12 protein-coding genes are annotated in these 13,874 nt (G+C 65.7%); 5 read left to right on the forward strand and 7 right to left on the reverse strand.

Features of this window, described 5'->3' with window-relative positions; genetic code table 11:
* The first annotated feature begins 35 nt into the window (after positions 1-35).
* On the forward strand, positions 36-1,334 hold the full coding sequence (locus D7316_RS05605; protein WP_232016788.1) for an amidase family protein: 1,299 nt from the start codon (positions 36-38) through the stop codon (positions 1,332-1,334).
* A 69-nt stretch (positions 1,335-1,403) separates the two neighbouring features.
* Entirely contained in the window at positions 1,404-1,985 is a 582-nt protein-coding gene (locus tag D7316_RS05610) for a dihydrofolate reductase family protein (protein WP_124707403.1), read from the forward strand.
* Between the two features lie 43 nt (positions 1,986-2,028).
* Here the strand turns inward: D7316_RS05610 and D7316_RS05615 are convergent, their stop codons facing one another.
* The 3 genes from D7316_RS05615 to D7316_RS05625 all read right to left on the reverse strand — a co-directional run bounded on the left by D7316_RS05615 (position 2,029) and on the right by D7316_RS05625 (position 4,268).
* The gene (locus tag D7316_RS05615) at positions 2,029-2,436 is read right to left on the reverse strand and encodes a PIN domain-containing protein (RefSeq protein ID WP_124707404.1); all 408 of its coding nucleotides are present in this window, start codon (positions 2,434-2,436) and stop codon (positions 2,029-2,031) included.
* Complete coding sequence (locus D7316_RS05620; protein WP_164473731.1) at positions 2,433-2,645, reverse strand: ribbon-helix-helix domain-containing protein; 213 nt, start codon at positions 2,643-2,645, stop codon at positions 2,433-2,435. Before D7316_RS05620 ends, D7316_RS05615 begins: the two co-directional genes overlap by 4 nt.
* Before the next feature lie 120 nt (positions 2,646-2,765).
* Positions 2,766-4,268, reverse strand: coding sequence for a protein adenylyltransferase SelO (locus D7316_RS05625; protein ID WP_456298017.1), 1,503 nt, complete (start codon positions 4,266-4,268; stop codon positions 2,766-2,768).
* Positions 4,269-4,653: 385 nt separating this feature from the next.
* On the opposite strand from D7316_RS05625, the gene D7316_RS05630 reads away from it, so the two are divergent.
* From D7316_RS05630 to D7316_RS05640, 3 genes are all read left to right on the forward strand, one after another.
* The gene (locus D7316_RS05630) at positions 4,654-5,139 is read left to right on the forward strand and encodes a hypothetical protein (protein ID WP_124711142.1); all 486 of its coding nucleotides are present in this window, start codon (positions 4,654-4,656) and stop codon (positions 5,137-5,139) included.
* A gap of 456 nt (positions 5,140-5,595) precedes the next feature.
* Positions 5,596-7,287, forward strand: a complete 1,692-nt coding sequence (locus tag D7316_RS05635; protein ID WP_164473732.1) for an AAA family ATPase — start codon at positions 5,596-5,598, stop codon at positions 7,285-7,287.
* Positions 7,235-8,287 carry a helix-turn-helix transcriptional regulator gene (locus tag D7316_RS05640; RefSeq protein ID WP_164473733.1) on the forward strand — a complete coding sequence of 351 codons (1,053 nt, stop codon included), beginning with the start codon at positions 7,235-7,237 and terminating at the stop codon, positions 8,285-8,287. The genes D7316_RS05635 and D7316_RS05640 overlap by 53 nt, the downstream gene beginning before the upstream one ends.
* Here the strand turns inward: D7316_RS05640 and D7316_RS05645 are convergent.
* From D7316_RS05645 to D7316_RS05660, 4 genes are all read right to left on the reverse strand, one after another.
* Complete coding sequence (locus D7316_RS05645; protein WP_164473734.1) at positions 8,262-9,767, reverse strand: class I adenylate-forming enzyme family protein; 1,506 nt, start codon at positions 9,765-9,767, stop codon at positions 8,262-8,264. The genes D7316_RS05640 and D7316_RS05645 overlap by 26 nt on opposite strands.
* A gap of 10 nt (positions 9,768-9,777) precedes the next feature.
* Complete coding sequence (locus D7316_RS05650; protein ID WP_124707408.1) at positions 9,778-11,340, reverse strand: MFS transporter; 1,563 nt, start codon at positions 11,338-11,340, stop codon at positions 9,778-9,780.
* 288 nt (positions 11,341-11,628) lie between these two features.
* Positions 11,629-12,267 carry a hypothetical protein gene (locus D7316_RS05655; protein WP_124707409.1) on the reverse strand — a complete coding sequence of 213 codons (639 nt, stop codon included), beginning with the start codon at positions 12,265-12,267 and terminating at the stop codon, positions 11,629-11,631.
* 373 nt (positions 12,268-12,640) lie between these two features.
* The gene (locus D7316_RS05660; RefSeq protein ID WP_124707410.1) at positions 12,641-13,237 is read right to left on the reverse strand and encodes a hypothetical protein; all 597 of its coding nucleotides are present in this window, start codon (positions 13,235-13,237) and stop codon (positions 12,641-12,643) included.
* Positions 13,238-13,874 lie beyond the last annotated feature (637 nt).

Consider the following 13,874-nt stretch of genomic DNA (forward strand, 5'->3'; position numbering starts at 1 on the left):
GCGCCCGCCGGATGCGCGCCGACCACTTACGAATCATGGACAAGGAAACGGACGACGACATGCAGGATCTGACACGACGGGGATTTCTCGGTGCGGCGGGGGTATCGGTGGCCGGCGCGCTGGGCTTGGCCACCACCGGTTCGACCACCGCGGCACCACGTCCTGGCAACGTCTCACCGGCAATCGATCCGACGGTGTGGCGTGAACACGGCACGCCGCTGGTGGCGCCCACCGGACACGGGCTGTTGGCAGGAAAGACCGTGGCCGTCAAAGATCTCTATTCGATCCGAGGCCATCGGGTCGGCGCGGGTAACACTGTATGGCTGAGTCAATCTCAGCCGTCCGCGGTGACAGCACCATCGGTCGCGGCGCTGCTCGCGGCGGGCGCATCGATCGCAGGCATCAGTCGCACAGACGAATTCGCCTACAGCCTCGCCGGGACGAATGGACACTACGGAACTCCGCCGAACCCGCAGGCACCCGACCGGATACCGGGCGGGTCGTCGTCGGGTTCGGCGAGCGCGGTGTCCCTGCATGAGGCGACGATCGGGCTGGGTACCGACACCGGCGGATCCATCCGGATCCCGTCGTCCTACCAGGGGCTCTACGGCATCCGCACGACCCATGGCGCCATCTCCACCGATGGTCTGCTGCCACTGGCCCCCTCGTTCGACACCGTCGGCTGGATGACCCGCACGCGCGCCGATCTCGTCGCGACGACGGCAGCGCTGGCGCCGGGCCTACCCGCGAGCCTCGACGTGTCACTGGTCTACTCCGACGACATCATCAACGTCGCCGGACCCGACGTGGCACCCGCAGTGCGCGCCGGAATCAAGCGGCTACGAACACGCATCCCGGTGCGCTCTATTGCCTTCGATATCAGCGTCTTACCGCAGTGGGTCAAGGCGTTCCAGACTCGCCAGGGATGGGAGGCGTGGCAGGCGCACGGACGGTGGATCTCACGGCATTGGGATTCGCTCAATCCCGATGTCCGATCCCGGTTCGAGACCGCGTCGAAGGTCACCACTTCCGATCTCGCCGCGGCCGACCGCGTCCTCGCGACTGCGCGGGATCGCATCAACCGAGCACTGGGCGATGCGGTCTTGCTGCTGCCGTCGGCGTCGTCGACCGCACCCACCCGTGCAAGCGCAGCCATCGGCGGTGGAGTCATCGAAGACACCCGCGCACGAACCTTCCAATTGACCTGCCTGGCCGGGATCGTCGGCCGACCCGCGGTGAGCAACCCGCTCCCGAGCGCAGGTCCGCCGGTGGGACTGTGCGCAGTCGGGCCACGCGGATCCGACCTCGCGCTGGCAGCTCTGCCGGTGGTCTGAGCCAGCGTGAGGATGCACCGGCGTGAACGCGGGTAATCTTGACCTCCCGCGAAACTCGAGGAGCATCCGATGAGCACAGTGGTCCTGTACGGCTCGGTGTCGGTCGACGGTTTCATCGCCGACGAGAACGACCAGCCCGGACCGCTGTTCGAGTGGTTGTCCAGCGGCGACGTTCCCCTCGACGACAGCGGCATGGTGAACGTGTCGCAGACGTCCTACGACTACATCCGGCCGTACTGGGATCAGATCGGGGTCACCATCGTCGGCCGCCACGTCTTTGACATCACCGATGGCTGGAACGGGGTGCCGCCGAGCGGTGTCGACCACGTGGTCGTCGTGACGCATCGGCCGGAACCTGACGACTGGAAAATGAAGGCGCCGTTTCATTTCGCCGACGGCGTCGACACGGCCGTGGCGACAGCGCAGGAGCTCGCGGGTGACCGTGTCGTCGAGGTCGCCGCAGGCGACGTCGGCGGCCAGGTGTTTGCCGCCGGCCTCGTCGACGAGGTGCGCATGGACGTGGTGCCCGTCGTTCTCGGGGCCGGCAAGCGGTTCTTCGGATCGGTCAGCGCACCGCATCTGCTCGAGAATCCCGAGGCGGTGGTCCAGGGTGACCGGGTGCTACACCTGCGCTATCGGGTGCGCCGCTGACGCGGTCTAGTCGACATCGTTGGCGGACGTTCGGCAGTCCGGTTCACGGAATGATCAATGGGGCCGAACCGTCGCCGAGACGGAGGACAGTGAAGTGGCGATGATCGAGGGTCGCAACCGTCCTGGTCCGATAGGCGTCGGCCAAGACGATGTTCGACGCGTCGGCCACACCGACGGGCACGTCGGAATACTGTCGAACGATCTCCGCAGCGGTCGCCAACCGCTCACGCGACATGGTGGCGAGTTCCCAAGCGCCCGAAGTCAGTTCATCGAGCACGAGGCGCTCGATGTGCGAGCCATGGCGAGTCAGCACGAGATAGTCGAGTTCGGCCACGATGTACGGTGATACGACCAAGGGCTCATCTGCTGCGTCGATCAACACCGCGACAGCTTCATGCTGCGGTTCAGCAGCGTCGAAATACGCCAGCAGTGCGCTGGTGTCGACGATCACTCGCCGAAGCCGTCAAGTAGCACGTCAACACGATCAGCGATGGGTTCGTTGCCCGAGAACAATGCGCCCCGAGGTCGGGGCGTATTGCCGCTCAGAGCTTTACGCAAAGCCTGCCGGACAATCTCGGCCTCCGGAAGCGATCGCCGGCGCGCTTCGAGTTCGATGGCCCGCTTCAAGTCATCCGGGAGGTAAAGCGTAGTTTTGGCCATGCCATATATGGTACCACCGGTGGCGTCAGCAGACGCTGCGCGCAAATCCATCTGCGAGGACATCCCCATCCGTCCGGGTCGACGCGCAGCCTCTGTTGACGGAACTCGTCCCAACGAGCCTCACGTTCCGCAGAACGTCTGGAAAGTGTTGGTGAATGATTCGGGTGCGGGGGCTGCGAAGGTGTCCCACTCGCCCCGATGCTCGAAGGGGTGGGTCACCGCCGCCAAGAGTTGCTCGAACGCGGATATGTCGCCGTGTGTGGCCGAGCGCAACGCCTCGTCGAGATGGTGGTTGCGAGGAATGTAGAGCGGGTTGATGCGGTCCATCGCGGCCGCGGTCTCATCAGGGTCGCGACCGAGGCCATCGAGCGCGACGCGCCACCGGTGCAGCCAGGGGTCGATGTGCTCACTCGGGATCAGCGTCGCCAACGGTGCGTGGTCACCGCGGAGTTCGTTGGCGAGCGCACGGAACGTGCCGGTCCAATCGGCACGCTGATCGCTCATCAAGGTCAGGAGGTCGTCGATCAGGTCGCTCTCACCAACGGTGCCGATCAGTCCGATCTTCGCACGCATGCCCTCGATCAGGTATCGGTTGTAGCGATCGTCGAAAGAGGCGAGAACTGCGGTCGCGGCGTCGATCGCCTTGTCCGGCTCTGCCGCCATGAGGGTCAGCAGCGTCTCGGCGAAGCGGGCGAGATTCCATTTCAGGACGGCAGGCTGATTGCCGAAGGCGTAGCGGCCGCCGTGATCGATCGAACTGAACACCGCCGAGGGGTCGAAGGCGTCGATGAAGGCGCACGGGCCGTAGTCGATGGTCTCGCCGGAGATCGTGGTGTTGTCGGTGTTCATGACGCCGTGGACGAAGCCGACCAGCATCCACTGCGCGACCAGCGCCGCCTGTCGATCGATCACCGCCTCCAGGAACGCCAGGTACCGATTCCCATCCTCGGGGAGGTCGACGAGCTCGGGATAGTGACGGGCGATCGCATAGTCGGTGAGCGGCCCCAGCAGCTCGGGCCGGCGGGCCGCGAACTCGAAGGTCCCGACGCGCAGATGGCTGGCTGCGACCCGGGTGAGCACCGCGCCTGGTTCGATCCCCGTGCGGTGGACACCGCGTCCGGTGGCGACGACTGCCAGGGAACGCGTCGTCGGAACTCCCAGCGCGTGCATGGCCTCGCTCACCAGGTACTCCCGCAGCATCGGAGCGACCACCGCGAAGCCATCCCCGCCCCGGGAGAACGGCGTCGGTCCGGAACCCTTGAGCTGCAAGTCAACTCGATGTCCGCCAGTGTCAATCAGTTCACCCAGCAGCAGGGCCCGCCCGTCGCCGAGCAGCGGCGCGTAACCACCGAACTGATGTCCGGCGTACGCGGTGGCGACCGGTGTCGCGTCGGCTGGCGCCGCGGCACCAGACAGGATCGCCATGCCGTCGGCGGACCGCAGGGCCGCCACATCGAGACCCAACGCGGCCGCGAGTTCCTCATTGACGACGAGGAGCGTCGGCTCCGGCGCGTCGGCGCCGCGCCAGGGCACGCTCAGTGGCGGCAACCGGTCGGCAAAAGTGCGCTCGAGGCCGGTGATAGCCGAGCTTGTGCGGGTGGGGGAGTCGGACGGTGCTGGCACAAGTTCGAGGGTAACCCTGCGCAGGCGAGGTCTACCCGTCTCGGATCCCATCCGCGGGAACAGTGGCGAATGTTGTGGCCCCGGCTTGCGGAATGATCAGTGGCGCCGAACAGTGACCGAGACGGAGGACGGTGTAGTGGCGATGATCGAGAGTGGCGACCGTCTTGGTCGGATATGTGTCGGCCAAGACGTTGCTCAACGCGTCGGCGACTGCGACATGACGGTGAGTTACCAAGTGTGCGAGGTTAGTTCATCGACCGCAATGCGCTCGAGGTGAGGGCCACGGCGAGTCACCACGAGGTAGTCGAGGTCCGCCACGATATAGGGTGGTACGACCAGCGATTCGGAGGACTGGCCCACAGACAGGAGACATGACGTGGCCGACATGCAGTTGCCGACCGAATGGCCGTCGAAGGCTCGAGTCATCGCACAGGCCACCGAGCTCGGCATCGGTGCGGCGCGCGCACACGACCTCGACGGTTTCGGAGAAGCAGTCAAGTCGCTCGAACTCCACCCTGAAGCGCGAGACGTACACGCTCACATGATCCGGGAACTCGTCGAGACCCAGTATCAGGACGGTGTGAGCGGTGATGACCTTTCCGAGGTACTGACCCGCACGGCCAGGGATGCCGGTGCCTGGAATGCGCCCGTCGATCCGTCGGCCGTGGTGGTGGTACTCACTGGCAGTCTCGCTGTGGTCCAACGTTCTGACGATGACGGCCCGGCAACGGACATCCCGCCGGCACGGCTCAACGGCGCCGCGGTCCTTGTGATCGCCGATCTGGCGGCGGTTGCCGCACTCGATCATCGTCCGTATCTGATGCGCGCCGTCGAAGAGATCCGCCGCGCCCAGACGGTGGAGATGCCCTGACTGGTTCCCGGGTATCGAACGTCGTTCCTGTCCTTGTCCTAGAGCCTGGTCACTCGTACCGTTGCGGCGATCAGCGGCTTGCCTTTCTGGGTGAATGCCGGGACGCAGATATCTTGTCGAAACGGATGGCGAACGTTTAGAAGGCCGCCGAGCTGCGGTCTTGGCAACGAGGTCCTGTCAACGAATCTGCAGGATGCGCCACGTCAACTACTCCGCGACTCAACGGCTCGATCCGAGAGTCTCGGCGGCTGATCCTCGGAATCCCGTTGTCTAACAGGCACAAGACTCGTGGATGAGGTCAGCGGATCGCGGCCGCCGTTGACACCGCGGATGACACGGCGCTCGACGTCGAGCGCACGCGACGTCGACTCGACGATCGAGGTCGGAGATCTCCACCGGCGCCACCCAGTGATGAATTGCGGTCAGCCACGGCCACTATCGGACATACTTGGCACCATGGAACCCAGCGCGCGCAAGGTCGTCGGTCGCGAGGACGAGCTTGCGCACGTACGCCACTGCGCACGGCAGGTCGTCGACGCGCGACCGTGCGTCGTGCTCATCGAGGGCGACGCAGGCGTCGGCAAATCGAGCCTCGTGCGGGCGGCCGGAGCCGATCTCTTAGGATTCACCGTGCTGCGCGCCGACGCAGACGAACTCGCCACCGAGACGTCAATGTGGCTGCTGTCCCAGCTCGGGGCGTTCACCGCCGACAAACCCTTTCCCGCGGGACATGAGCTACTGCAGCTTCTGAGTGAACGCCAGTCCGAGGGCCCGGTGGCCGTGATCATCGAAGACCTGCACTGGTCAGACACGGCTTCGGAGGTGGCACTGTTGACGGCGTTTCGTCGGCTCAGCCCGGGCGACCGCGTGCTCGCACTGATCACCACACGCCCGGCTGGGATCCCTGCGGACTCTGCGTGGCGCCGTCTCGGCGCCGACCCGGATCGTGGCCGACACCTGATCATCGGCGATCTGACCGAGCGAGATGTCGCGGCCATCGCCGAGTCCGACGGTATCGTTCTGGGACCCACGGCCGCAGCCCGATTGCATCGCCACACCGGTGGCCGTGCCCTGCATGTCCGCACGCTGCTCACCGAACTCAGTTCCGCCGAACTCAACAGTGTCGCACCGCTGCCCGCCCCGCGATCGCTCGCGCAGACCGTCACCAATCGCGTACGCGCCCTGCCGAACCAAGCACAGGCATTCGTGGAGGCACTGGCGGTGGCCGGAGGGTCGGCCGGCCTCATCGACCTCGGCACGGCGACCGCGTCAACCGACCCATCGGCGGTGTTGGCCGAGGCGTTGGAAAGTGGTCTGCTCGAACACCTGCCCCGCGACCCGATCCACCGAGTGCGGTTCGTCCATCCCTTGTATCGGGTTGCGGTCTACGACGACATCTCCCCGGCTCGGCGTCGCGAACTACACCTCGCGTTCGCTGGAGCGGCCAGCAGTCCCGCGATCGGCCTGCACCACCGGATCGCCGCGGCGGACCGGGTCGACCCCGAGTTGGCCGCCGAGCTCGACGTCGCCGCCGACGCCACCGGCGACTCGGCGCAGTCCGCCGCCTATAGCGCCGCGGCAGCAAGAATCGGGGAAAGGGAGCAGGCCGCACGGCGTATCCTCGCGGCCGGGCAGCACAACATGAATGGTCGCCACCTCGCCGCGATGCGGGCTCTGGAGGCCCGGCTGCGCTCGTGTCCGGTCTCGGTGCAACGTGACATCGAGTTGTCCTGGCTGGCCTGGCAGTCGGGTCGGATCGATGAGGCCGAGACACTCTTGCGCGATGCTGTCGACCTGGACGAGCTGCCCCAGCAACTCGCCCGGGCACATCTGGCCCTCAGCGTTCTGTCGAACGTGCAGGCGAAGGGGACCGAGGGCATCCGGCACGCCCGGGCTGCACTCGACCTCGCCGCCCCGGGCTCCCCGGAGGCAGAGTTCGCCGCGTTCGTGGAGGTGGGTGCGGTCGGTCCAAGCCGACGGTGGGATCGCCGGACTCCAGCTGCTCCTGGCCCGCTACCCAGATCCGTGGGACGTCGAGCACACCGACATGAACCGCATCTGGGGGAGGGGAATGCAGAATCACTACGCCGGCCGCGTGACCGAATCGCTGCGGTGGTTGCGACTGTCCGAGGGTGCACTCCAGCGTGATGAGCTGTCGCCACTACTCGGCGACCGCAGGGCGCAGACCAACGTGATCGTCGCCCGATGTGAATACGTGCTCGGACATTGGGACAAAGCGCTCGTCAGCGCCCACTCCGCACTCGATCTCGCCGCCGACGAATCCCAACTGTGGATCACCGCACAGGCTCACGCGATCAGCGCGATGGTGCACGCGGGCCGCGGAAACTTCGACGTCGCCGACAGGCACATCAAACGCGGCAACCAGATCGCGGCGGTGGTGCCAACCGTGGACGCCGTCGGGATGACCACGTGCGCACGTGCTGCTCTCGCCGAGGTGAAGGGAGATTCCGAAGCCGTCATCGCGGAACTCGCAGTGCTGACTCGGGGCGGCGGCGACCACCTTCCGGGGTCGCATTCGTTGTTCTTCTGGCCCACGCTGGTCGCAGCGCGACTCGACCGCGGCGACCGGGCCGGCGCAGAGTCCGAGCTTGCGGCGTTGATCGATTCTGCGCGTCGACGGTGCCTGGACTTTCGGATGCAGATCCATTGGCTCAACGCCCGGATCGCCGGGCTCGATGGTGACTCCACCCGAGCCGACGTCGAGTACGCGGCGGCCGTTGAGTCGGAGACGACTGACCAACTGGTGCTCGATCGTGCCGCGATGCGACGCGACTACGGGATGTTTCTGCGGGCCAACCGGCGCCGCCGCGCAGCGACAGAACAATTCGCGATCGCGCGGCGAGTGCTCTCCGACGCCGGAGCTTTCCCGTACCTGCGCGCGGTGGATTCCACGATCACCGGCGGCGCCGGAATTCCCGAGTCAGCTGATCCTGACAGTGCGTTGTCGATCTTGACCGATCGCGAGCGCGACGTCGTCGTTCTCGCCGCGGACGGTCAGACCAACAAGGAGATCGCGGCCGGTCTCTACGTCAGCGTCAAGGCCGTCGAATATCACCTCGGTAATGCCTACGCGAAGCTGGGAGTCCACTCACGCCGTGACCTCAAAGGTGTTGTCCACCGGAAGTGACGCCGATCTGGCTGAGCAACCTCCGCCGATCCGGCTTGCCCTGCGCGGTCACCGGCATGGTCAGCACTCGCTGCAGGTGCACATCCGCCAATCGCGGACCGCCGACTGCAACCAGATGGGATCGGAGATCCTGCTCGTTGATACCGGAACCGGGTGCGAGAACGACCCACACGGCGAAGTCAGCGGTCTCAGAGTCGAGCGGCGCAGCCACCGCATACCGTACGGCCGGGTGCCCCGACATCGCGTTCTCGATGTCGAGGGGCCACAGCGGAACACCGTCGATCACGCGTCGATCGGCTTCTCGGCCACGTACGCGGAGATATCCCTCCTCGTCGATCTCGCCGAAATCGCTACTGCGAAACCATCCGTCCGAGTGGAACCGGTCTCTTTCCGCACGAGCACCCCAGTACGCGGTCGCCGCACCTGGTGAACGAACTTCGATGCGCCCCAGCCGACCGTGATCCATCGCGCGACCGGCATCATCGACGATCCGCACCTCGACGCCGGGGAGTGCTCGCCCCGCACTACCGAGCAGATCGGGACGATCGAGGCTGTAATCTGCGCCGGCCAGCGCACACGCTGGACCGAATTCGCTGGCGCCGTACACGTGGGCCAACACCCCGGGGCGGAGGGCGGTGAGCAGCCGGTGGCGTAGTTCAGGTGGCGCGTCAGCACCGACATGAGTGACTGCTTGCAACGACGATAAGTCGTGATCGGGTCGGGTGGGACAGTCGACGAGTTCGACGAGAAGCGGCTCCACCAGCGCGATGTGAGTGATGCGATCTCGCTCGATCGACTCCAGAACTTCGTGCGGGTCGAATCGGTCGTGCAGGAATACCACGCCGCCGGCCAACAACGTCTGGTCTACCGCCGTCTGCGCGATATATGCCAGGGGTGTGCAGACGAGTTGTCGTCGGGTGGGACTGCTCGGGCCGCCGATCAGGTGCCGATAGGCCGCGAAATCGCGGATGCTCGACTTGGACGTGCCGGTAGTGCCGCCGGTCGCCACCAGGATGCACGGGTCGTCGGCACGCACCGAAACCTCGGCCGCCGGGTCCTCCGCGGCACACAGGTCGGGCATCGGATCGGTGGCGTCCCAGATCCGGTCAGCCGCGACCGCCGTGATGTCGGCCGCTGCACCGGCCTCGAACACGACGACAGTCGCCGGGTCGAGGCCGGACAGGAAGGCATTGAGCCGATCGGGGGAGTCCGCGCCGGGGCACACCACTGTGACCGCACCGGTGAGCGAAGCGGCGAATCGCACGGCCAGCGCGGTCACGGTGTTCGGTGCGATCAGGGCGACGAGCTCACCGCGCTTGACTCCGCGGGCGGCCAGCGTGTGGCGGAAACTGCGGATCTCCCTGGCGAATTCGTCGGCGGTACACCTGCGCGTGGCATCGGCACACACCATCAGGTCGCCGGCCTCGTCGAGGCGATCGAGGATCAGCTGAGCATGGGTTCTGAACTCGGTAGACGGCATGGTGTTTCTCCTAGTCCTCGAGCGCAGCCGTGCGCGAGGGGATGCTGGTCCGGTCGCCGACGGTGTCGTCATCATGACCGGTCGTGGTGCGCTGTCTCAACAGAATCGCGACCACGATGGCGGCGAGGACGGAAGCACCGGCACCGGCCAGGATCGCGTGGTGTAACCCGGTGACGAACGCGGTGTCGGCCGTGTCGGCGATCCGTCCGCCGAGGTGAGAGGCGAGGGCAAACGAGTCACGCGCCATGGCGTCCACAGCCGCCGGCACCTGTGCGGGAAGCTCCAGACTCGACCGATAGGTGGAAGTGAGGACACTACCGATCACCGCGATGCCGAAGGCTCCACCTACCTCGCGAGAAAGGTCATTCAGGGCTGACGCGACGCCCTGCTGGGCGGGTGGGAGGGCACCGGTGATAGCACTCGTCGCCGGGGTCATCGCCCATCCCATACCCGCACCCAGAGGCAATAGGCCTCCGAGAAGGAGCCAGTAACTGCTGTGCGCATCGAGCTGGGCGAGAACAACCATCCCAGCCGCGATGAGCAGGAGTCCGGTCACGCACACGGCCCTGGTGCCGATGCGCTCGACCACGACGGGCGCCAAGCGAGCGAAGGGCATCAGGGTGGCGGCCATCGGCAGCATGCTCAGCCCCGCGACAAGTGCGGAGTCACCGCGGACCAGCTGCAGATACTGCAGCACCACGAAGATGAACCCGAAGAACGCGAAAAACTGGACGAATATCGAGAGACTCCCAGCCGCGAGCGCGCGCTTGGTGAACACCCTGGGGTCGAGCAGCGGTGACCGATGCCGCAGTTCCCACACTACGAATCCGGCTAGAATGGCCAGCCCGCAGGCGATTCCGGCCAAGGTTCGGCCAGCTGCCCAGCCGACCTCCGGCGCCTCGATGATCGAGTACACGAGGACGACGAGCCCGGCGACAGACAGGAGAGCCCCACCGACATCCAGACGGGCCACCTTCTTTCCCACCGATTCGGGTACAAATCGGAGGACGGCGACCAACGCGATGACGGCCAGTACGACGTTCAACGCGAAGGCCGATCGCCACGACCAGAACTCGAGCAGTACACCGGTACAGAGCACGCCGAGTATGGCGCTCGCACCCGCGACGCCAGCCCAGATGCTGACAGCCTTCGTCCGCTGGGCGGGCGGGAAGGTCGCTGTGATCGTCGACAGGGTCGCCGGCATCACGAAAGCGGCGCCGAGACCAAGCACGCATCGCAGCGCGATCAGCTCGGTCGGAGATCCCGCGGTCATGGCGACCGCCGAACCCAGTCCGAAGATCACCAGCCCCGCGATCAGGGCCCGCCGCCGCCCGAATCGATCGCCCAACGCTCCCGCGGGCAGGAGCAGTGACGCGAACACCAAGGAGTATGCGTCGATGACCCACTCGAGTTGAGTTTGGGTGGCGTGGGTACTGCGGGCGATGTCGGGTAGCGCCACGTTCAGCGACGACATCGCCGCCACCACTGTCGCAAGCGCCAAACAGACGACAAGGGTGATGAGTCCGTGGCGGGCTGTCGGCTCGCTGGCCGGTGCATGTTGGCGGGTGGTCATCGGGTCTCCTGAGGTCGAGGATCAGCAATGATTCTGATCCTGAACGCAGACACCCTCAGAAACCCTTGGGATGGACCCTAAACGCTCCGGAACCGCTGGTCAGCGGAGGTCCGCCCACCGATTCCGTAGCTGACGGTTGACATCCGCCCCCAGACCACGGCTGCCGATCAGTAAGCCCCCGCTGAGCGACTGTCCGACGACGGTGACCGTGCCGGCGTCGAGTTCGTCGAGCACGTCGCGGAGGAATACGCACGTTCTAGGCGGCTCTCGCCAGATACAGGACGTGCCTCAGGCAGCGTCCAGCGTGGCGATCGATTCGCCGACTCGACGAAGACTCTTGTGCTGCAGCGCGGTTCCTATTCTCGCCAGCAGCTCGACACAGGGCCAGAGCGCTTCTTGTACATCGACACCTCGGACTGTGGTGACGTCGAAACAGGTCACCTCGGTGAGCGTAGACGTCCGCCATCCGTCGCCGCGCAGCCACTGCAGATCACGACTACGTGTCAGCGGAGCCAGCATCAATCTGCGAGGCACGCCCTCCGCGAGAGCACTGGACGCACTACCGTGCCCCGCCGTCTTCGTCCACCACAGCACGCCGTCGACGTCGACCTCAGGCATTGTCTGCCCGCCCGGAAGGCTCTCGCGAGCGCGCACAGGGGATTTACTGAAGACGAACAGTCCGGACGCGCCTATCCCCGTGAGGCTTCGCGCGTCGCCTGTCGGGACTTCGATCGATGCGAGCGCATCGTTGACCGCCTCCGGGACCCACACCGGAGTCAGGTTGTGCAGCACCTCAACCGCCGTCGCCGAGTGCATCACGTTGCCGCAGAGCATGCGGTAGAGAGAGGTATTGTCGAGTTTCTGTGCGGCCACCGCGTCAAAATCGGCATCACCTGGACCGTGGCCGGCGGCGGCGAGTGCATCCAACTCGGTGTCGTATTCGGCGTCGCGCGCACTGACCATGTCCACGTATGCGACCCACTCGACCGACAGATCGCGATATGCCTGGGTCAGCTCGCGATGTATTCGGGGCAGGCCCCCGGACAACCACGGACGTGCGCGATCAACCTCGCGCCGGCCTTGTGTGCGACCTCGTCGGCCCGATCTCGATGACTGCTTTTGCCTCGACATGTCGCCAACGATAGGGGAATCGGGCATCGGGACCGTCGTAGAAATCCACAGGTCAGTCGGCTATCCACAGCGGCAGTGTTCGCAAGCGAATCCATGCCACCGTCTGGTAGTGAATGAGAAATTTCGCCACTGAGCCGATCGACGCCGCCAGGCCGTGGCGACGTGCAAGTCAGGCCGGCTCCAGCGCCCGCTTGGCCTTCTCCAATGCGGCCAGCGTCCGCAACACGGACTCGCGTTTCGCGGTCAGATCCGACACCTTGGCCTTGCCGCTGAGACCGGAGTCGAGTTTCGCGACAGCGAGGCGTTCCTCGAGCTCGGTGAGCTGCGACAGCAATCCTTCGGCTCGGCTCGCGAGTTCGGCATGGTCGGGCCGGGAAACGTCTGGGCGTCGAGCGGTGTCCGGCTTGGCGGATCGTACTGTTCCAGCCGCGCCCCGCGCATCCACCCTTGTGGCGGTAGTAGCGGGTCGGGCTCCGGCGGCACTCCGCCCCGCCGGAGACGTGCGACGCGGCGGAGTGTGGGTACGGGTACTGGTCAGCTCCGCACTCGCCTCACGAGCCGCGACCCGATGCTCGCGCTCCTCCTCATCGTCGGACTCCAAGGACCCGCCCAACGGCCGCAGACCATAGAAACGCACGAACTCGCGGGCCTCGGCGATGGTCTGCTCCGCGGCGCGGCAGCGCCCGCACCGCGGTTCATTACGGAGGTCGACAACCTCCTCGTCGGACGAGCACCACACACATCTCCGCAGCGTGGTGTCGGTCACGGAAGCACGGGCAGCGAGGTTAGGCACGGGTGAACAGCCTACGACACAAAGCTTTTCACACCGAAAGCGGGGGTTGATCGCACACCAGCGATCTGATGGCAGACCCGCGGCGGGATCGGATATACCAAGAAGGGTATATCCGCGCGCGAGGGATGCCGCGGAGTCAATTCGACGTTGTCGGCGCGCCGGGATGATGCAATGTCATCTTGCCGCAATGCGGTCCGTGTTGCCTGAGATCGTGCAGATCACGCGAGCGGGTCTACATTCGTCACTGTGACGTAAATACGGACCGAGGTTATCCGGCCGTTTGTATGCCAGAGTGCCCCCGGAGCGGCGGTGAACATCGCGGATGCGTAAGTCGGAAAGAAGATTCGGCAGATTGGTCGATGCGGTCCCGCGTGGGCACAACCGATCGGCGCGTTCGCTGGGGCGCGGAGGTGGGTTGTCAAACGCCGACAGAATCGCGCTCGGATTCGCCAACTCGATGACATTTCGCCAGTCTGGGCGATCATCGACAGCGGCGACCATCGACAATCAACACTCGTCCCGTATGCGCGCCGATAAGATACATTATGTCAAGTAAAGCTCTGGGTATCGCGCTGCCCCGCCACACTATTCAGCAGCGTGCCGTTGTCTG

The organism is Gordonia insulae, from assembly GCF_003855095.1.
Classification (GTDB): Bacteria; Actinomycetota; Actinomycetes; order Mycobacteriales; family Mycobacteriaceae; genus Gordonia; species Gordonia insulae.

What these genes read in the sequence shown, in the direction of transcription:
- D7316_RS05605 (WP_232016788.1), top strand. Translation starts at nt 36, where the DNA reads ATGGACAAGGAAACGGACGACGACATGCAGGATCTGACACGACGGGGA.
- D7316_RS05610 (WP_124707403.1), top strand. Translation starts at nt 1,404, where the DNA reads ATGAGCACAGTGGTCCTGTACGGCTCGGTGTCGGTCGACGGTTTCATC.
- D7316_RS05620 (WP_164473731.1), bottom strand. Translation starts at nt 2,645, where the DNA reads ATGGCCAAAACTACGCTTTACCTCCCGGATGACTTGAAGCGGGCCATC.
- D7316_RS05630 (WP_124711142.1), top strand. Translation starts at nt 4,654, where the DNA reads ATGCAGTTGCCGACCGAATGGCCGTCGAAGGCTCGAGTCATCGCACAG.
- D7316_RS05635 (WP_164473732.1), top strand. Translation starts at nt 5,596, where the DNA reads ATGGAACCCAGCGCGCGCAAGGTCGTCGGTCGCGAGGACGAGCTTGCG.
- D7316_RS05645 (WP_164473734.1), bottom strand. Translation starts at nt 9,767, where the DNA reads ATGCCGTCTACCGAGTTCAGAACCCATGCTCAGCTGATCCTCGATCGC.
- D7316_RS05650 (WP_124707408.1), bottom strand. Translation starts at nt 11,340, where the DNA reads ATGACCACCCGCCAACATGCACCGGCCAGCGAGCCGACAGCCCGCCAC.